The sequence below is a fragment of the Listeria sp. SHR_NRA_18 genome, assembly GCF_003856515.1.
GTDB classification, from domain to species: domain Bacteria; phylum Bacillota; class Bacilli; order Lactobacillales; family Listeriaceae; genus Listeria_A; species Listeria_A newyorkensis.
Genome location: NZ_QPKR01000001.1, coordinates 529,030 through 548,415 on the forward strand (window position 1 = coordinate 529,030; position 19,386 = coordinate 548,415).

Genomic DNA, 19,386 nt, shown 5'->3' on the forward strand with positions numbered 1-19,386 from the left:
TCCCGTATTTATTTTTCTGCTCATCATAGCCACCCTTTTTTAACATAACTCAACATTATCACACGATTTGTGTTAAATCAACATTTTATTTTACATTTGAATGGATTATTTCTTAACTCCAAAAAGACTGACCAGCTTTTTACACTGCTCAGCCTTCATTCTATTTACGATCTTTCGGGTCGATATTTTCCTGATGATCATTTTTTCTAGTGATAAACGGCCACCAGTTTGCTTTTCCGAATAGTCGAACCATGACTGGGACGAATAGCGGTAGGACGACGAATGCATAGAGTAGCAGTCCTATGAGCACCACGGAGGCGATTTCTAGTAGGGATAGCACTCCTGCTGGCATCATCGCGGCGAATGTTCCTCCGAGAATAAGTACCGCGGAAAAGATGACGCCACCCATATTTTTCATCGTTAAAATCATGCGTTCGCGAATCGGCATGCCGTGATATTCGTTAAATCGGGTCATCAGGAAGATCGAGTAGTCGATTCCGAGTGCGACAAGTACGACAAATCCGAAGAACGGTGTTGCCCATGTTAGGCCATCATAGCCAATGATTCTGGCGAAGATGATTTCGGCAATCCCAATGGATGCGAAATACGTTAACACGAGCGACGCGATGAGATAAAGTGGCATCACGAGCGAGCGTAACACAACGACTAGGACAATGAATACGCCTGTTAGCACAAAAATTAATACTAATTGGTAATCAGCGCTGGACATGTCTCTCGTATCGTAGTTAATGCTTGTCATTCCGCCAATTCCGATGTTCGCATTTTCGAGCTTCGTGCCTTGTAAACTTGATTTTAGTTGGTCGTTTATGCCATCGATGGTGTCCATTGCTTCATCGGAGTATGGATTTTTTGTTAAAACTAAATTCAGTGAGGCTAATTTGCCATCCGACGACATGTATTGATCAAGTACTTTTTGATAGTCAGCGTTATTTAGTAATTGTTCTGGGATGTAGATGCCTGATTCGTCGTACGGTACATTGGACCAATTTTTCACGAAATCGTTGGCGTCTGTTAAGCCGGTTTGGATTTTGCCTAAGCCATCTGCGCTTTGCTTTAAGCCTGTTGTTAATTGTCCTATTTGACCTGACATTGCGGTGAATCCGGTTTGTAATTGGCCTTGTCCAGCGGCGAGTTGGGAAAGTGCGGATGAGATTTCAGGCATTTTTACCACGACTTGATCTTCGCCTGTCGCTGCTTGATTTAGGCCTGTTTCTAGCTGGGTTAAGCCGGTTTCAATTTGACCGAGGCCATTGTTGAAAGCGCCGAGTCCTTGTGTTATTTCCGCGTTTTTGGCGTTTAATTCGGCCATACTTGAGGCTAATGTTTGGATGCCTTGATTTAGAGCTGTCATTTGTTGTTTCGCTTTTGCCATTTCTTTGTCAATGCTTGCTTGGATTTGTGGCCCTAGCGCTTTCGTTGCTTGACCGAGTTTGGCAAAATCAGCCATGATCGCTTTGAAATCGGGATCGGCCATTGCGGCTGGATGGCTTGCGATGTACGCTTTTAGGGAGCCTTCCATGTTGCTGAACAAGGCGTCTAAAGCAGTTGTGTCAATCGCTGGTTTCGCTGGATTTTGGAAGCTAGATGTTTGATCGGCTACTTTTTGTAAAGCGGTTCCGATTTGGGTATAGCCTGCTTGGATTTGCTTTTGACCATCTTGTAATTTGGCGAGTTGGGCGCGTGCTTCTTGGATCCCTTTTTCTAAATCGCCTGCGCCTGATGCTCCTGCTTTAATGCCAGTCGAAATTTGGGTTAACGCGGCTTGCAGTTGGTCCACGCCATCTTTTGTTGCGACGGTTCCCGCTTGGAGCTCTCCAACGCTTTTAACCGCTTCGTTTAGCTGTGGCTCTGATTTCGCCATCTGTGAACTAGCATCGGATAAGCCTTTTTGAATTGTGCCGACGCCTTGGCCTGCCGTATCTAGACCATCGCCAACTTTGCCTGCTTGGTCTTTGATGTAGATATCATCGAGACGCTTGCCGGTTGGTCTTGAGGCACTCAGAACCATTTCGACGCCGTCCACGTGGGATAAGTCTGTCGAAATTTGTTCGAGTAGCGCCAAATATTCCGTGGTTTTCATGGAATCATCATTTTCCAAATACACGGTGGTTGGCGCGACTTGGCCTGCTCCGAAACTATCGGAAACGACGTCAAACCCTTTTTTGGATGGGTATTTGTCGCTGATTTCGTCGAGGGAGTTGAAGGATAGATTCCCTGTGTGCATGATGATTGGCGGTACGGTGATTGCGGCTACGATGAGAAGGGCGAGAAATGGTCTGGCGAACGCAAATTTGCCTGCTGCGCCCCATAACTTATTTTCTTTGTGCCCAACGTTTTTATTGAGTGGCCAAAATAGCGCCGTGCCAAGCGTTGCCATAAAAAATGGAACGATGGTAAACAGTGCGGCGAGCAACACCACAATGCCGACTGCTACAGCGACTGCCGAGCGGTATAGTTCGAATTGGACAAAGCTGAGTGACGCGAAGGCAACGAGTACCGCGATGCCGCTATAAATAACGGTTTTACCGGCTGTTCGATACGTGGCAAACACGGCTTCTTTCCCTGATAAACCATTGCCGATTTCTTCTTTAAAACGGCTCATCAGTAGAATACAGTAATCTGTTCCGATTCCAAATAGGATACAAACCATGAATATTTGGGTGTACGTCGAAACGGGGAAGTTCCATTGATCGACTAGAAACGCGACCACTGCTTGGCTGGTTAAATAGCTGACTCCAACTGTTAGTAGCGGGATAAATGGCGCCACAACGGAACGGAAAACTAATACTAATACGACTAGAATAAAGACGATGGTGATGCCTTCTGTTTTATGTAAACCGTCTTCGGAACTCTGGACAACATCTTCTTGAATCAAAGCATTACCTGTTAAATATGTGTCCACGCCTTTGATGTCCATTTTTTTATCGATATCAGTGCGGATTTCTTTGACTGGGGTGTCTCCTGCATCCACGTTGAATGTTGCGACCATCGTTTTGCCGTCTTTTGATAGGAATTTATCTTTTAGCTCTGGTTGATTGAAACTATCGACGACGCTCGTAATGTGAAGCGACTTCTTGTTTTTTTCGATATCGCTGAGTGAGTCTTCGATGTTATTTAAGTCTGTCTTTGTGAGTTTTTTATCAGATGTATAGACCGCGATGTAGGCCTGACCTTGTTTATCAGGATTATGTTTTTTCTCCATTTCGGTGGCAAGCGATGACGGATAGCCGTCTGGGAGCTTGATTTCCCCTTTTTCTCGGACTAAATCAGCCATGTTCGGCGCCGTGAAGATGAGCACCGCCATGACAACGAGCCAGGCTGCGACGATAGGCCATCTAAATTTTACAATCCATTTCATTTGATCGAATCCCCCTCTTTATTTTTCGATGACTGACTCCGTGATTTTTTTATACAACGCTAAAAACTGTTCGCTGTCTTCCTCGCCTAGAATTTCAAGCCAGTTAGACACGAGTTCTTCCAATTTCTGTTCGCACGACTGATATACCTTTTCCCCATTATCCGTTACTGTTAACCTAAATCCGCGCTTATCTTCTGCATTTTTCATGCGATGAATGAGATCCTTCTCGAATAGCCGGTTAATCTTCGCTGTGATCGCACTTTTGTGCATGCTGAGCGCCGTCGCCAGGTCGTTCGGACTAGACTCGCCATGCTCCGCTAAATAACGCAATACTAAAAATTGTTCAAATGAAATGCCCTGCTTCCCTAAAATCTGTTCCGCAATCGCATCATGTAGTTGCCGTGTCGCAAATATGTATGTTTCTTCGTAGCTTTTGATTAGTTGCCTTACTTTGTCTTTCTCCAAAAGAAGTTCACCCCCTAAACTATTTATTTACTATACCGCAAATGACCAGTAGGTGCAAAAAAACTGCTCCCCTCCAGTTGGAAAAGAACAGTTTCAATAATTATCGTACTACCGCGTCAAATTTCGTTTCAAGTGCGGTAACAATCGCTTGGTTGGCTTTCGTCACTTCTTCATCCGTCAATGTGCGTTCTGGATCAAGGAATGTGAGCGTGTAAGCCATCGATTTTTTATCTGCACCAAGTTTTTCGCCTTCAAAAATATCGAAAAGTTGGATGTTCGTTAACAGTTTGCCTGCCTGTGCTTTGATTTCATTTTCTAGCGCGGCTTGACTCACTTCTTTGTTCACTAATAAAGCGATATCGCGTGTCATGCTTGGGAACCTCGGAATCGTATGGTACGCCACTGCTTTTTTCGGTGCCGCTAAAAGTTTTGCCGCATCCAGCTCGAACACGTACGTTTCTTTCAAATCAAGCTCCGCGGCAAGAGACGGATGTATTTGCGCTAAATAACCAAGTTCTTCGCCGGCTAGTGAAATGCTCGCAGTTCTTCCAGGATGCAAATCTTGTTTTTCTGTTTGCGTCCATTCCAAAGCGGCCTCAAGTCCAAGTTTTGCAACGACACCTTCGACCATACCCTTTAATAGGAAGAAGTCGACTTTCTTCTCTTGTTTTTGCCAATCGGTTTCCCGCCAGCTTCCTGTGATAAGTCCAGCTAAATGTTCGGTTTCAAGCGGTAAATTATCGCCTTCTGTCGCATAGAAAACCGTACCTAATTCGTATAAAGCGACATTGCTATTTTTACGAGCTACGTTATAGCTTGCGGCTTTCAGAAGTTGTGGTACGATACTTGTTCGTAAATGGCTGTGCTCCTCACTCATCGGCATGGAAAGCGACACGGCTTTTTCTTCTGAAAGCGCTAATTTTGTTGCCGCTTGTTCGGTTGTTAAGGAATACGTTAACGCTTGATTCAGCCCAGCGCCTTCCAAATAGCGACGAATCGTTCTTTTAGCGGCTTGTTCGACTGTCAAATGACCCGCTGAAACGCTGTTCGGCAATGTTGATGGAATTTTATCGTAGCCATAAATACGTGCGACTTCTTCAAAAATATCCGCTTCAATCAGAATATCCCAACGGCGCGATGGAACGGTAATCGTTAACGTATCGCCATCTATAGCCAATTCAAACTGTAATTTTGCGAAAATAGCTTGTACTTCTGTCGGGCTGATTTCGGTTCCTAAAACACGATTAATCCGCGTCAGTGTTGTTTCGATCACGTTATCGGTTTTTGCGCGATTATCAACGGCCGCCAAGCCACCAACAAGCGTCCCACCTGCAAGTTCAGCGATTAACGCCGCGCCATGTTGCAACGCTTTTTCCACCTTCCAAGCGTCGCTACCTTTATCATAACGAATACTCGCTTCGGTTCTCAAATTAAGCTCACGAGACGCACGGCCAACGTAACTACTGCTAAAAATGGCACCTTCTAAGGCAACCGTCGTCGTTGTTTCGATAACCTCAGACGTTTCGCCACCCATCACGCCTGCAATCGCAATCGGATTCGTCCCGTTTGTAATCACCGCGTGCCCAGCATTCAGCGCTCGTGTTTCGCCGTCAAGCGTTACAATTTCTTCTCCATCACTAGCAAGACGAACCACAATTTCCTTACTGCCAAGTCGCGCATAGTCAAACGCATGCAACGGCTGACCGTATTTCAAACAAATATAATTCGTCACGTCAACAACATTGTTATGCGGCCGAATCCCAGCTTTCATCAGCTTCGTTTGCAGCCAAAGTGGTGATTCCCCAACGACAACGTCCTTAATAACGTGCATCCCGTAAAATGGCGTCGTGTCCGCATCCTGCACGCTCACTTGCACATATTCCGATACATCGCCTTGCGTGTCTACTTCCGGAATCGCGTCAAAAACAGGTTTTTGATCCACAATCGCGCCAACTTCATACGCCACACCCGTCATACTAAGCGCATCCGCACGGTTCGGCGTAATCGCCATATCCAAGATTGCATCATCCAAGCCAAGTAGCGCCGTCGCATCCGCGCCAACTTCCACTTCCGCCGGCAATACAAAAATCCCATCAGCCACTGCTTTCGGAATCGTTTTCCCTTCAAATCCTAACTCTTGTAGCGAGCAAATCATGCCTTCTGACACTTCTCCGCGCAATTTCGCACGCTTGATTTTCATGCCACCTGGTAATTTCGCACCAACACGAGCGACAATCACTTTTTGGCCAGCAGCAACGTTTGGCGCGCCGCAAATAATTTGAACAGGCTCCGATTCGCCAACATTCACCGTACATTTATTTAACGTATCCGCATTCGGATGTTTTTCGCATGTGATGACTTCGCCGACTACGACATTCGAGATTTCAGCGTTCAAATGCTCCACGCCTTCTATTTCAATCCCGCCACGCGTAATCCGTTCTCCTAGCTCTTCTGCTGAAACCGCCAGATTTGGAAAATATTCTTTTACCCATTGATATGATACTAACATGCCTCTTCGCCCCCTTATTCTTTCACCGAAAATTGTTTTGTAAACCGCAAATCGTTTGTGTACAGGTGACGAATATCATCCACCGCATATTTCAACATCGCGACACGCTCTGGACCCATTCCAAATGCAAAACCGCTATATTTTTTCGAGTCGATTCCTGACATTTCAAGCACATTCGGATGCACCATGCCAGAACCAAGAATTTCAATCCAACCAGTGCCTTTACACACGCGACACCCTTCACCGCCACATTTGAAACACGAAATATCCATCTCAACAGAAGGCTCCGTGAACGGGAAGAAACTTGGACGCAATCTCACATCGCGCTCTTCGCCAAACATTTTCTTCGCAAGCACCGTCAGCGTTCCTTTTAAGTCGGCTAGCGTAATATTTTCGTCCACAACCAAGCCCTCAATTTGCGTAAACTGATGGGAATGCGTCGCGTCATCGTTATCGCGGCGATACACTTTACCCGGACAAATGATTTTAATCGGGCCATTCGCAAAATCATGTTGCTCCATCACGCGCGCCTGTACAGGAGACGTTTGTGTACGCAATAACGTATTTTCCGTAATGTAAAAACTATCTTGCATATCGCGCGCTGGGTGATCTTTCGGCAAATTCAATGCCTCGAAATTGTAATAATCCTTCTCCACTTCCGGCCCCTCAGCAATCGTGTAGCCCATTCCGATAAACAAGTCCTCAATCTCTTCAATAACTTGCGTCAATAAATGCGCCGTGCCTTCTTTTACAGTCGTTCCAGGAAGCGTTACATCAATCGTTTCATTCGCAAGCTGCTTCTTGATTTCCGCTGCGCCCAATTCCTCTTGCTTCTCTTGAATCGCGCTCGTTAATTGCTCACGAACTTCATTCGCGACGGCCCCCACTTTCGGACGTTCCTCTGCAGACAATTTGCCCATCTGCTTCATAATTTCCGTCATCGGTCCCTTTTTACCTAGATACTTCACACGTAAATCGTTCAACGTCTCTAAACTTTCCACAGCCGCAATTTCCTTCACAGCCTCTTGTTTCAATTGCTCCAACTGATCTAACACACTACTTCACTCCTTATTTTTAGCCAAAATAAAAAACCTTATCCACAAAGGGACGAGGTTATAATCACGCGGTACCACCCTAATAGACAGCCCAAAAAGCCATCCACTTCATTAAAATAACGGCTTCACACCGATCTGTCTTTCATTTTCAAAAATCCCGACAGCGACTCCAGAGCTGAAATGTTCGCACATACGTATCACATGAGGTTATTTGCAGTCTAAGATAACCTCTCCCTAAAAATGAATCCGTAAAGCTACTTGTCTCCTTCAACGTCTTTAAGTATATTTAGTTGATACGTCTCATTATAGTATGTTTGGTTGGAATTATCAAGGTAAAAAAGAAATATGGCGCATAAACATTGTTATGCGCCTTCGAATCTAGCTCCAAAAGCCAACCCCTCGAAATTTTCGTGGCCTCCATAAAAGTCAAAAGCGGACTTTTACTGCGCCTCCTAACAAATAAAAGGTTGGTAGTCTCGCAATGCTCCACTGCCTATTGATTCACTAAATCAAACCAAACAACGGCTTGAAAGTTCATCAACATAGCGGGCTTCCTCAGCTTTTCAATTCAATCCAGTCTTCCGCCCACTCCTGAACTTGAATCATCACTTTCTCCAGGCCTTTACCTTTTTCAGTCAGTACATATTCAATGCGAACAGGTGTCTCTGGGTACACATGGCGCACGACGATTCCGGATTCTTCTAACTCTTTTAAGCGCTCTGCAAGGACACGATCACTCATTTGCGTAATCTCGCCTGCAATTTCCTTAAAGCGTTTCGGTCCATCCAACAAGACATTAATAATCAGACCAGTCCAACGCTTACCAAGTAGCGAAAAGGCATTCTCGAACTTCGGACACATTGTATGCGTTTCTTCTTTCATTGTTCTCACCTCTAAAATTATTATACCATATTCGGAGCTAGAAAGTAACTCATTTAAACTCACTAGCTTACAATTAATAAGCGATTAGATACATTGAAAAATACCTTATTTAAGCGTAAAATAGAGGTATCAGATAAGCTAGCGCAGGAAAACGTCATTGGAGGGATCACAAATCATGACTCAATCCAGGTATGTTGTAAAAAGTAGCGTAGCCGAAACGATGGATTTAATTAAATTATCCCAATCAGCGAACGATCTTAGCTTTGAAGAACTGCGCCAATTCGGTGAGTTCCATCAAGGGATGCTAACCTATGACCAGACATCTTTGCGTCCAGGTAATCATACCGCTTTATTCATCGTCGTGCATGATTTTAACCACGTCACCGAAGTCACGATGATTACGACAGGTGGTTCTGGTACCCTATTTAACATTGATTGGAGTACCGCAAAAGGAATTATGGGCGGTGTCAAATCCGCTTTGAAACCCGTGCTTATTAAAGAAGTGAAGATGCGCGACTAGACAAAAACAGTACGAACCTGATTTTTAGGTTCGTACTGTTTTTCTTATTTCTCAATAATAGACACTCTATCTATATGATTCAATTTTAGGTAAGAATCAATATTATAAAAATTGTAATCCCTATTTTTAGGGTTCAATACAAACGCTTTATAGTCATCTATCATTTCCAGTAATTCGATTATATTACAATGCTTTAAAATTCCAGTCTTCTGCAAGTCTTCCTCATCTTTGACACGAGTACTAAATAGTTTAGTCAAAGCAAAATATTCAATCGTAGGGATATAGACTGTGAGATTAGAAAAACGTAAGACATCCGCAAATTCTATTTCTTCTTTGGGCGGAATTTCCACAACAGTAACCTCATCAATTGAAAATTGGTCTAGCACCTTTCTAAAGCTGTTAGCATCTTCCACTTCCCGTATCATAATATCTATATCAAAAGTTTCTCGAAATTCATCTTGCAAAAGATATTTCCCTAATAAACCGCCTATTAAAATAACGCCCGCACGGACGTTATTTTTAACCATTTCTTTATTCACTTCTTCCAGCAAAGTCTGTAAATATCTATTGGGGCTATTTATCATCATACTGTCAGCTCTTCTTTTGCAACTTTATAAAGTGCATCGTTCTGAACAAGCATATTTAAGTGATTGATATATTTGTTCAGCCAATCTTCATCCCGATCCTGCTTATTTACAGTCAATAATTTACTCGGATGTAGTAAGAGCTTGCGTAAAACCTGCACTTGCTCGCGATATCTCTCCGTATTTTGAGATCCACTTCTTTGTAGATATTTCACCTGCCTATACTGAATAACCAATTTCCGATATGGGTAAACAAATCTGCTCATATCAAATCACTCCTTTCTGCATTATTCTTATTAGTTTCATTATAACACGGTTTAAACAGAACTCGCAATCCAGATAACGGCCTACTTCCTCAACCCATACATCAAAATCCCCGCCGCTACCGCAACGTTCAGCGATTCGCTGGCACCGTATATCGGTATGTACACCTTATGCGTTAGTCGTGTTTGGAGTTCTGTCTGGATACCGTTTCCTTCATTACCAACCATCAAGGCTAATGTTTCGCGCGGCTCCACGTCTTGTAATTTTGTCGCGGTATCGTCTAAAACAGCTCCAAAAATTGGCACGCCTTCTTCTTCCAAGCGCTCAATCCAATTTAACAAATTCGCTTGCAAAACTGGAATATGGAAATGGCTTCCTTGTGTCGATCGAATCACTTTTGGATTGTATAAATCCGCGCTTCCACGACCGAGAACAACGGCGTCATATCCAGCGGCATCGGCTGTACGAATCAAAGTTCCAACATTTCCTGGATCCTGCACGCCATCTAGCAACAAGAATTTCTTACCGAACAGCATCATGATTTCCGGATCTTCCATTTTCACAACGGCGAATATTCCTTGATCGGTGATGGTTTCACTTATGCTTGTCGCCACTTCTTTATTCACATAAAACATAGGGATATTCGTGATATTCCATTCTTCCGGTATCTTCACATCTGGGGCTACAATCAGCTCGGTTACTAAGCCGTCTTGGCGCAACGCCTCTTCCACAAGATGAAAGCCTTCTACCAGATAGGAAAACTCTTGTTGTCTCCCTTTTTTCGTTTGCAATTTACGCCAATTTTTGACGCGGTCGTTTTTCGTTGATTTGATCATTTCCACGATTCATCACGCTCCCATTCCTATCTATTATAGCATAATAATGCATAACTATTCGTGAAAAGCTTATTTTCAGGTTGTTTTCTTCTACGCAAAACTGGTATAATACGTTAAAGATGAAACGCACTAAAGGGGAGATTAAAAGTATTATGCAAACAAATCGGGAACAATGGACATCAAAATTAGGATTTATTTTAGCATCTGCAGGCTCTGCAATCGGATTGGGAGCTCTCTGGAAAATGCCTTACGTGACAGCAAATGCGGGCGGTGGCGCTTTCTTTCTTATTTTCGCTATCTTCACGATATTTATCGGCTTGCCCGTGTTACTTGGCGAATTTGTTATCGGTCGAAACACGCAGAGCGGAACCATTGCGGCCTATCGAAAATTAGCACCTAACACAAAATGGGATTGGACGGGGCGCATCGGTGTTCTCACGTGCTTCTTTATTCTTGCTTTTTATTGTGTGGTTGGTGGTTGGGCGATACTTTACATATGGAAAGCCGCGACCGGAGCACTTCATGGACTGTCTGTGGATGCTTTGACCGAGCTATTTGTAACGACTTCCAATGATCCACTACAGGTTATTTTGGCAACGGTCATATTCATTGCGATTAACTATTTCGTACTGCTAAAAGGGATTACGGCTGGGATTGAGCGCGCGAATCGTTGGATGATGCCTGCCTTATTTCTATTTTTGCTCATATTGATTGTGTACGCATTGACCTTGCCGAACGCGATGGATGGTGTCTCTTACTTTTTACAGCCGAAGTTTGAGGATTTGTCTTCCGATGGGATTTTGCAGGCGCTTGGACAGAGCTTCTTTTCGCTGGCAGTCGGCGTTGGTGGGATGATCACGTATGCTTCCTACTTAAAACGCGATGTATTCTTGCCGAGTAGCGCGCTGACGATTGCCTTGATGAACTTGCTCGTTTCTTTATTCGCTGGACTTGCGATATTTCCAGCTGCTTTCTCATTCAGAATCGAGCCACAAGCAGGACCTGGACTCTTATTTATCGTCTTACCAGCGATTTTCAACCAAGTCCCGTTCGGCATTGTGCTCCTACTATTATTCTTAGTTTTATTCCTATTCGCGGCACTGACATCCAGCTTCAACTTGTTCGAAGTGCCAGTCACAGCCTTCCTCGAAAAACGACCAGAAGCCAGAAAACGCGTACTTCTCATCGTTGTTGCGATTGTAACGTTGCTTGCTGTCCCAACGTCACTAAGTACTGGCGTTCTAGCCGACGTCACACTTTTCGGGAAAAATTTATTCGGTATTGCGGACTATCTTGCATCGAATATCTTACTCCCAATTGGCGCTTTCTTAATCGCTATCTTTGTCGGATTTCGGATGCCACGCCAAGTTTTACTGGATGAAATTACATCAGGCGGAGCGTTTCGATTCAAACTTTTCGCGGCTTGGTTATTGATTTTAAAATATGTATGCCCTATCGCGATTTTCCTTGTATTCTTACAGCAGTTAGGTATCCTATAAACGCAAAAACGATGATGCGCAATCTTGGCATCATCGTTTTTCTATTAAAGAGTCGTAAAAACTTCTTGAATTGCTTTTTCTACATTGTCTGCATGGTAGTCGAGCACGTCTAGCGCCTCGATTGGATTTACGTAAAGCGCTCGTGTTAATAGTTCTGTGTAGGCTACTGGTTCAAAACCTGCCTCGCGACCTGCTAGCTCAATCTCATGCGCCTCTTTCCTTGCTACTGCTTGAAATTCGCGCAATGTTAACGTCTTAATTTTGATATCTGATTGCAACGCGCGTTTGGCTTGCATCAAGAAAGCCTCGTTTGAGATATTGCGCCAACCTAGCGTATAGCTTTTAGGCACGACATCCTCACTCGCCGCTCCAACAAGCGCCTGACCGACCTGTTTTGCCGTCATATAGCACGAACCACCTGTCGCCTTGTTATGATGATCAACGTAAAGCGGAAACTCCCTGCGTTGCAAGCGTTTGGCGTACGTTTGCCAAGCAGAAACACGACCAGGAACTAGCCCCACGACATAAGGTAAGCGCAGCGCAATCGTTTCCAAGCCATTCCCGTTCTCAGCCAACAGACGCATCTCCTGCTCCACACTTGCATAAATATACGGATGAAGCTCTGTCAACTGCATATCAGGCCACAGCGCATGAAAATAATTATAAAACGATGTACAGAGAATAAATCGAGATACCCCAGCCTGTCGCGCAAGTTGCGCCAAATGTTGCACAGGCTCCACATTCGCCTGAAAGAAAAACGCTTTCGCCGGCTTTTTCGGAATATAATGCGCGTTTACCCCACCTGCAAAGATAAAAATATCCTGCCCTTTTAAAAATTTCACAATCTCAGCATCAGACATCTCATTTATATCACCAAAATGATGTTTTGCACGCGCGTCTAGAACGCCATCTTCCGGTACCGGCGGCAAGGAGAATGTCGTCACGCGATAGTCCTCCGTGTCTAGAAACGCTTTTGTTGCGGCGTAACCAATCAAACCTGTTCCGCCAAGAATACATACGGATTTCACTGTTGTAAACCCTCCCAGCTCATCTGTTGTGATGCTAGCTTTTCTTAACCTAAACGAATCTCTTTTACTTTATCCGCATCTAAACGTTTCACAACTTCCGTAATCAGTTTCACCGCATTTGTAAAATCATCACGGTGTAACATGGATGTATGTGAGTGAATATAACGCGTCGCAATCGTGATTGAAAGCGATGGAATCCCATTTCCAGTCAAATGAATCGCACCTGAATCCGTTCCACCAGCAGCAATCGCCTCGAATTGATAAGGAATCTCCAGTTCATCCGCCACATCTGTCACAAAATTCCGCAATGGCGCATGACTGATCATCGACGCATCATAAATAATAATCTGCGGACCCTCACCCATTTTGCTGACTGCTTCTTTCGCCGTCACGCCTGGTGTATCGCCTGCAATCCCAACATCGACACCAAAGGCGATATCCGGCATAATTTGGTGCGCCGACGTTTTAGCACCACGCAAGCCGACCTCTTCTTGCACAGTTCCAACACCATAGACGATATTCGGGTGTTTTTCGCCTTGTAGGTTGCGCAACACTTCAATCGCGATCGCAAGGCCAATCCGGTTATCCCACGCTTTCGCAAGGAGATATTTCTCATTTTTCATCACGGTAAATTCGAACGCAGGAACGATCATATCGCCAGGTTTAATGTCCCAACTCACGACCTCCTCTTTATCCGCCGCACCAACATCGATAAACATATCTTTAATGTCAAAAGCCTTTTGACGCTCGGCTGCACTCATCAAATGTGGCGGCTTCGAACCGATAACCCCTGTAATTTCTTCTCCAGAACGCGTCACAATCGTTACACGCTGCGCTAACATCACGGAACTAACCCAGCCACCGATTGTTTGGAATTTGATAAAACCTTTGTCATCGATTTGAGTCACCATGAATCCAACTTCGTCTAGATGACCCGCAATCATGATTTTTGGACCGTTCGCGTCTCCTGTTTTTGTTGCAATCGCACTGCCAAGTCCGTCCGTTTCAAACGTGTCTGCAAGTGGCTCTATGTAATCCTTGAAGACCTCGCGCACCGCACGCTCATTTCCTGATATTCCTTTCGCGTCAGTAAGCTCTTTCAACATCTCTAACTGTTTATCCATCTTTCGTTCCTCCTCGAAATTACATCTTTTCCTTCTATAGTATACGCGATTTTTTCTGGCAAAACCACTTCTAGGCATAAAAATAAGCGGCGAACAAGAATCAAATTCTCTGTTCACCGCTTATGCAATGTGTCTTATTTAGCTAACGCGTCTTTTGCTTGTGTCGCGATTTGCGTGAAAGCTGCTTCATCGTGCACCGCAAGATCTGCTAGCATTTTACGGTTCATGTCAATACCGGCTAATTTCAAACCGTGCATGAATTTGCTGTAAGAAAGATCATTCAAACGAGCTGCCGCATTGATACGTGCAATCCATAATTTACGGAAATCACGTTTCTTTTGACGACGATCCCGGTAAGCGTATTGGTAAGATTTCATTACCGCTTGGTTTGCTACTTTATATAGTGTATGCTTCGAGCCGTAATAGCCCTTCGCTAATTTAATTACTTTTCTCCGACGTTTGCGTGTTACTGTTCCGCCTTTTACGCGTGGCATATAAATTACCTCCTAATGGGTTTTCACAAAAATAGATTCTGTGTTTTTCCGAATTAAAACTTGCTTATTTCATTTTAGCGACCATTTGGCGAATACGCTTGAAGTCACCTTTTGAAACTAACGCACTTTTACGTAGTTTACGTTTTTGTTTTTGAGATTTGTTTGCGAACATATGACTTGTGTAACCGTGCGAACGTTTTAATTTACCAGAACCTGTTCTTTTGAAACGCTTAGCAGAGCCACGGTGAGTTTTCATTTTTGGCATGAATTTTTCCTCCTCAGAACTTTACTTCTCTTGAATTGGCGCTAGGACTAAGAACATTGAACGTCCGTCCATTTTTGGTCTTTGCTCAATTGTACAAAGGTCTTCGCACTCTTTTGCAAAACGGTCAAGCACCTTTTGACCGATTTCTTTATGGGTAATCGCACGCCCTTTAAAGCGGATAGAGCATTTTACTTTATCGCCTTTTTCAAGGAACTTGCGCGCGTTACGTAGTTTCGTATCGAAATCGTGTTCGTCAATCGTAGGACTTAAACGAACTTCCTTCATTACGATGATTTTTTGATTCTTGCGAGCTTCTTTGTCTTTCTTCTGTTGCTCGAAGCGGAATTTACCATAGTCCATAATACGGGCTACTGGCGGTTTCGCTGTCGGTGCAACTAGAACAACATCCAAATTGGCTTTCTCCGCAATTTCAAGTGCTTCAGCTTTTGTTTTGACACCAAGCTGTTCGCCGTCTTGATCAATCAATCTTAATTCACGTGCACGAATCCCATCGTTTACCAACATGTCTTTGCTAATGGTGAGCCACCTCCATAAATTATTACTCATAACAAGTGAAAGTACGCATAAAAAAAGCGCCGGTTTCATTACAAACCCGCACATCAGAAAATTCACATACGTCATACGTGAATTATAATTCCAATTCTTTGCCTGCAAAAATACATTTACGAGGCGAGAAGCGGGATGCTCCTTCTTTCTTGTCATTCATTAACCAGAAGTTATTGTACCACGGCTAGACTGCATATGTCAAATCACCTACTCATTCGACTACGAGATTTATCATATCAAAGTTTCGTGTGCTTTTCAAGGACTTTCTGAAACTTTTTCAAATTCCCGGCTCAGCGAACAGGATTTTGAATGAGTTGTGGATTGTTTGTTGCATGATTTGCGTCATGATTTCGTCTTTTTCAGCCTGAGAGATTGGCGTGATTTCGTCCGCTTTATGCCAGTTTTGAATCGATGTTGGGTCTGCGATGAAGCCTCCGCGGACGAGTTCACCGTTTAGTTGGAAGTGTTGACCTGATTGGTTTTCGACGGTGATGTGGTTGTTGTGCCCTGTTAATATATACATTTTATTTCTCTCCTCCGCCTAAGATATGTAAAAATGTGTATTCCATGATATAATTGTACTAGCTTTTATAATGAATAAGGAGGCCTTACATAGCACTTTTCGAAAATAGATTGAAATAGGGAGCGAATAAAAATGGAACAAGACCAATTTACCGCAAATGTAAAAGTACTTGGAGACCGTATCACGCAACTGAAAGAATCAATTATCACAGAAGAAGCTACGAAAACCTCATTGATTATGCCATTTTTTCAAATACTTGGTTATGATGTTTTTAACCCTCTTGAGTTCACACCAGAATTTATTGCAGATGTAGGCATAAAGAAAGGTGAAAAAGTTGACTATGCTATTTTGGCTGACGGTAAACCATTAATTTTAATCGAAGCAAAGTCTATTAATGAGAAACTTAAAAAACATGATTCGCAACTTTTCAGGTATTTCGGTACAACATCGGCAAAATTCGGGATACTGACAAATGGTGACGAATATCGTATTTATACAGATTTGGAAGCGCCTAACAAAATGGATCCTACACCTTTCTTCACGTTCTCACTCACTGATTTACAAGATGTACAGATTCCTGAAATCATTAAATTTCATAAAGAAAATTTCGATGTTGAAGCGATTGCTAAAAATGCCTCCGATTTAAAATATTTAGGTCACATAAAAAAATTCATCGAGCAAGAAATTGATAATCCAAGTGAAGAGTTTGTAAAATTCGTCATTAATGAGGTCTATGAGGGTATGAAAACAAAAGCCGTTATTGATAAGTTTACACCTGTCGTAAGGCGCGGTTTCCGTCAATATATTTCTGACCAAGTCAACAACAAGCTGAGTGCCGCACTAAACAATAACGTTAGTTCTTCCGTAGAGGTAGAGGAAATTTTGCAAGATTCCTTAGCAGAAGAAGTTGAAATTGAAACAACACACGAGGAACTCGAAGCATTCACAACTGTAAAACTCCTTTTAAAAGATAAAATTGATACAAGCCGTATTTTCTTTAGAGATAATCGTTCGTATTTCAATATTATACTAGACGATAATATCCGCAAATGGATACTTAGATTACATGTAAACAATAGTCGGAAGTTCATCACGTTAAATGATGAAGCGAAGACAACCATTGATATCAATGAGGTTCTGGATATATATAATCATGCGGATAAAATTATTCCAATACTGGATAACTACCAATAACCATAATATGCAAGGCTTGAATCTCATAAAACGGATTTAAGCCTTTTCTTGTCATTTCTCCCAATTCAGTTCCCAACTAAATCCAAATTTATCGATAACCTTCGCGTGTACGGCGCCCCAGAAAGCTTCTTGGAGTTCCATTTCGATTGTGCCTTCTTCGGCAAGCGCTGTGTAGATATTGGTAATCTCCTCTTCCGAATCAAACTCTAGGCCTAGCATGACGCTGTTTCCTTCTGTAACTGGTGTTTGGAAAATATCATTAAGATAGAGCGTCAAATTTTCGTTAATGACGATTTCTGCGTGGAGGACTTTATTCGGATATTGTTCAAAACCAGGAATGCCATCTGACATTTGAAAATTTTTAATTTCCCCTCCAAAAATGGCGTGATAATAGTCTACCGCTTCTTTACAGTGATCCGTTGTTAAATAAGGAATGAGCTTTTTCATCGTTTCGACTTCCTTCCATTATTTGATAGTATCAGAATACGCGATTGGCTCTTTTTTTGCAAGCGATACATAAAAAGACGATCAGCGCGATGCCGACCGTCTTTTTATAATTAACGAATTTCTTTAATACGAGCTGCTTTACCACGTAGATCACGTAGGTAATACAATTTCGCACGACGTACTTTACCACGACGTAATACTTCTAATTTAGCGATACGCGGTGTGTGTACAGGGAATGTACGCTCAACGCCAACACTATAAGAGATTTTACGAACTGTGAAAGTTTCGCTGATTCCTGCTCCACGGCGTTTGATTACAACACCTTCAAAAAGCTGAATACGTTCGCGAGTTCCCTCGACAACCTTCACGTGAAGGCGAACAGTATCACCAGGACGGAAGCTAGGTACGTCTGGATTTAATTGACTTTTAGTAATTTCATTGATTAACAAATTCATTACATTTCATCTCCTTCCAACAGACATTCTTTCATTCAACATATGTAATGAAGCGGAACATCGTTATAAAACTGGATCTGTCCAGTTACTAATCTAATTTATCACATTTATCATGGTGTGTAAAGGGTTTTTTCTTGATGGCTAAAATATGGTATGATGATGCTATCTATTCCAAGAAGAAAGGACGTGTTCCAAAGATGAAATCGGTGACGCAAAATAACCTCACACAACTCACCACATTGCCATTCCTATTTCCGGTCAATTGTTATTTAGTGAAAGATGAAGATTTCCTCACGCTGATTGATACAGCCTTGCCAATGAGTGCTAACAAAATTTTAAAGCAAATTGCGCTCATTGGTTTACCGCTCCGATATATCGTTTTAACGCACGCGCACGGCGATCATATTGGCTCGCTACAGACGATTGCAGAAGCTCATCCTGATGCGAAAATTATGATTTCTGACCGCGAATTACAGTTAATCAAAAATCCTGTGCCGTACGCGTTTGAAGCGCAGAAACCAATCAAAGGTTCCTATCCGAAAACATTCCCTGTCAACGTTGACAAAACAATCGTAGAAGGCGATATGATTGGCTCCTTATCTGTGATTGAGACGCCTGGTCATACACCTGGATCCGTTTCCTTTTTTGATAATCGGACGAAAGCTGTCATTGTTGGTGATTTACTACAAACACAGGGCGGCATCGCAGTCGCAGGCGATACGCGTCCACTCTTCCCTTTCCCGACGATGGGCACGTGGGATTTGGAAGCTGGTATTGCTTCCACGGAGAAAATAATGCTACATAATCCGCGCATTCTCGCTGTTGGACATGGAAAAATGATTCTGGATCCGATGCCGTTCCTCGAAAAAGCAGTGACGCGCGCGAAAAAACGCCTCAACTAAACACGAAAGGAGAACCATCACGCATTGGCTCTCCTTTCGTTTTTTCTATTAAAATCTCGTAATTTTCGTCATGACTACCGTGCCATAACCGACTTGACTCATGAGTAATTTGCCATCTTCTTCTCGAATGAATTGCTCCTCGAAATGGCAGTTAAGTACCGCATCTCCGCCGAGCTCGTGGGCCTGTTCTTGCAAACCTCGAACGATCCCTGAGAAATCAGATGTCGCGGCCCAGCCTACTTTCGCCTCCGCTTGCACGTAATTACGAACAAAAACAACCTGCACAACATCATGGTTTACCGCTGTCGGGCCAGTCGATACAAGCACCGATTCCACGTCACGATTCAATACATCATCGCGATTTTCAGCCTCTTCATTTTTAAAAATCCCCATG

Annotated in this window: 21 protein-coding genes and 2 other annotated features; of the genes, 4 read left to right on the plus strand and 17 right to left on the minus strand. The window is 43.2% G+C overall.

Annotation, left to right across the window (positions count from 1 at the left end; all coding sequences use genetic code 11):
- Window positions 1-160: 160 nt before the first annotated feature.
- The 5 genes from DUK53_RS02660 to DUK53_RS02680 form a co-directional block, all read right to left on the minus strand.
- Window positions 161-3,379: an MMPL family transporter gene (locus DUK53_RS02660; RefSeq protein WP_036093288.1), complete on the minus strand. Its 3,219-nt coding sequence runs from the start codon at window positions 3,377-3,379 to the stop codon at window positions 161-163.
- A gap of 18 nt (window positions 3,380-3,397) precedes the next feature.
- Window positions 3,398-3,844 (minus strand): MarR family winged helix-turn-helix transcriptional regulator, encoded by a 447-nt coding sequence (locus DUK53_RS02665; protein ID WP_036093290.1) that lies wholly within the window; start codon window positions 3,842-3,844, stop codon window positions 3,398-3,400.
- A 100-nt stretch (window positions 3,845-3,944) separates the two neighbouring features.
- Window positions 3,945-6,353 (minus strand): phenylalanine--tRNA ligase subunit beta, encoded by a 2,409-nt coding sequence (gene pheT, locus DUK53_RS02670; RefSeq protein ID WP_036093291.1) that lies wholly within the window; start codon window positions 6,351-6,353, stop codon window positions 3,945-3,947.
- A 14-nt stretch (window positions 6,354-6,367) separates the two neighbouring features.
- A complete protein-coding gene (gene pheS / locus DUK53_RS02675; protein ID WP_036093293.1) occupies window positions 6,368-7,408 on the minus strand; it encodes a phenylalanine--tRNA ligase subunit alpha in 1,041 nt (346 codons plus the stop codon).
- 45 nt (window positions 7,409-7,453) lie between these two features.
- Window positions 7,454-7,688: a binding site (T-box leader), on the minus strand.
- A gap of 275 nt (window positions 7,689-7,963) precedes the next feature.
- Entirely contained in the window at window positions 7,964-8,290 is a 327-nt protein-coding gene (locus tag DUK53_RS02680) for a winged helix-turn-helix transcriptional regulator (RefSeq protein WP_036064644.1), read from the minus strand.
- A 175-nt stretch (window positions 8,291-8,465) separates the two neighbouring features.
- Between DUK53_RS02680 and DUK53_RS02685 the strand changes: the two genes are divergently transcribed.
- Window positions 8,466-8,810, plus strand: a complete 345-nt coding sequence (locus tag DUK53_RS02685; RefSeq protein ID WP_036093295.1) for a DUF6054 family protein — start codon at window positions 8,466-8,468, stop codon at window positions 8,808-8,810.
- 44 nt (window positions 8,811-8,854) lie between these two features.
- Here the strand turns inward: DUK53_RS02685 and DUK53_RS02690 are convergent, their stop codons facing one another.
- The 3 genes from DUK53_RS02690 to DUK53_RS02700 all read right to left on the minus strand — a co-directional run bounded on the left by DUK53_RS02690 (window position 8,855) and on the right by DUK53_RS02700 (window position 10,500).
- On the minus strand, window positions 8,855-9,397 hold the full coding sequence (locus tag DUK53_RS02690; protein ID WP_036093297.1) for a DUF6036 family nucleotidyltransferase: 543 nt from the start codon (window positions 9,395-9,397) through the stop codon (window positions 8,855-8,857).
- Window positions 9,394-9,660 carry a hypothetical protein gene (locus DUK53_RS02695; protein WP_036093298.1) on the minus strand — a complete coding sequence of 89 codons (267 nt, stop codon included), beginning with the start codon at window positions 9,658-9,660 and terminating at the stop codon, window positions 9,394-9,396. Before DUK53_RS02695 ends, DUK53_RS02690 begins: the two co-directional genes overlap by 4 nt.
- An 81-nt stretch (window positions 9,661-9,741) precedes the next feature.
- Complete coding sequence (locus DUK53_RS02700) at window positions 9,742-10,500, minus strand: TrmH family RNA methyltransferase (protein WP_036093300.1); 759 nt, start codon at window positions 10,498-10,500, stop codon at window positions 9,742-9,744.
- A 146-nt stretch (window positions 10,501-10,646) separates the two neighbouring features.
- Between DUK53_RS02700 and DUK53_RS02705 the strand changes: the two genes are divergently transcribed.
- The gene (locus DUK53_RS02705) at window positions 10,647-11,993 is read left to right on the plus strand and encodes a sodium-dependent transporter (protein ID WP_036093302.1); all 1,347 of its coding nucleotides are present in this window, start codon (window positions 10,647-10,649) and stop codon (window positions 11,991-11,993) included.
- A gap of 44 nt (window positions 11,994-12,037) precedes the next feature.
- On the opposite strand, the gene DUK53_RS02710 is transcribed toward DUK53_RS02705, so the two are convergent.
- From DUK53_RS02710 to DUK53_RS02735, 6 genes are all read right to left on the minus strand, one after another.
- The gene (locus DUK53_RS02710) at window positions 12,038-13,021 is read right to left on the minus strand and encodes an NAD-dependent epimerase/dehydratase family protein (RefSeq protein ID WP_036093304.1); all 984 of its coding nucleotides are present in this window, start codon (window positions 13,019-13,021) and stop codon (window positions 12,038-12,040) included.
- Between the two features lie 44 nt (window positions 13,022-13,065).
- Window positions 13,066-14,145 carry a M42 family metallopeptidase gene (locus tag DUK53_RS02715; protein ID WP_036130869.1) on the minus strand — a complete coding sequence of 360 codons (1,080 nt, stop codon included), beginning with the start codon at window positions 14,143-14,145 and terminating at the stop codon, window positions 13,066-13,068.
- A gap of 134 nt (window positions 14,146-14,279) precedes the next feature.
- Complete coding sequence (rplT, locus tag DUK53_RS02720) at window positions 14,280-14,639, minus strand: 50S ribosomal protein L20 (RefSeq protein ID WP_036062116.1); 360 nt, start codon at window positions 14,637-14,639, stop codon at window positions 14,280-14,282.
- 64 nt (window positions 14,640-14,703) lie between these two features.
- Window positions 14,704-14,904 (minus strand): 50S ribosomal protein L35, encoded by a 201-nt coding sequence (rpmI, locus tag DUK53_RS02725; protein WP_036064633.1) that lies wholly within the window; start codon window positions 14,902-14,904, stop codon window positions 14,704-14,706.
- A gap of 21 nt (window positions 14,905-14,925) precedes the next feature.
- Window positions 14,926-15,441 (minus strand): translation initiation factor IF-3, encoded by a 516-nt coding sequence (infC, locus tag DUK53_RS02730; RefSeq protein ID WP_103035007.1) that lies wholly within the window; start codon window positions 15,439-15,441, stop codon window positions 14,926-14,928.
- 44 nt (window positions 15,442-15,485) lie between these two features.
- Window positions 15,486-15,624, minus strand: a sequence feature (ribosomal protein L20 leader region).
- Window positions 15,625-15,748: 124 nt separating this feature from the next.
- Window positions 15,749-15,994 (minus strand): Imm74 family immunity protein, encoded by a 246-nt coding sequence (locus DUK53_RS02735; protein ID WP_036130865.1) that lies wholly within the window; start codon window positions 15,992-15,994, stop codon window positions 15,749-15,751.
- Window positions 15,995-16,126: 132 nt separating this feature from the next.
- On the opposite strand from DUK53_RS02735, the gene DUK53_RS02740 reads away from it, so the two are divergent.
- Window positions 16,127-17,188 carry a type I restriction endonuclease gene (locus tag DUK53_RS02740; protein ID WP_036093310.1) on the plus strand — a complete coding sequence of 354 codons (1,062 nt, stop codon included), beginning with the start codon at window positions 16,127-16,129 and terminating at the stop codon, window positions 17,186-17,188.
- A gap of 51 nt (window positions 17,189-17,239) precedes the next feature.
- Here the strand turns inward: DUK53_RS02740 and DUK53_RS02745 are convergent, their stop codons facing one another.
- On the minus strand, window positions 17,240-17,635 hold the full coding sequence (locus tag DUK53_RS02745; RefSeq protein WP_036130862.1) for a VOC family protein: 396 nt from the start codon (window positions 17,633-17,635) through the stop codon (window positions 17,240-17,242).
- A 110-nt stretch (window positions 17,636-17,745) separates the two neighbouring features.
- On the minus strand, window positions 17,746-18,090 hold the full coding sequence (gene rplS, locus DUK53_RS02750; protein WP_036064629.1) for a 50S ribosomal protein L19: 345 nt from the start codon (window positions 18,088-18,090) through the stop codon (window positions 17,746-17,748).
- A 197-nt stretch (window positions 18,091-18,287) separates the two neighbouring features.
- Between rplS and DUK53_RS02755 the strand changes: the two genes are divergently transcribed.
- Window positions 18,288-18,992, plus strand: coding sequence for an MBL fold metallo-hydrolase (locus tag DUK53_RS02755; protein WP_036131398.1), 705 nt, complete (start codon window positions 18,288-18,290; stop codon window positions 18,990-18,992).
- 48 nt (window positions 18,993-19,040) lie between these two features.
- On the opposite strand, the gene DUK53_RS02760 is transcribed toward DUK53_RS02755, so the two are convergent.
- Window positions 19,041-19,385, minus strand: coding sequence for a hypothetical protein (locus DUK53_RS02760; RefSeq protein ID WP_036077031.1), 345 nt, complete (start codon window positions 19,383-19,385; stop codon window positions 19,041-19,043).
- Window position 19,386: the final 1 nt, after the last annotated feature.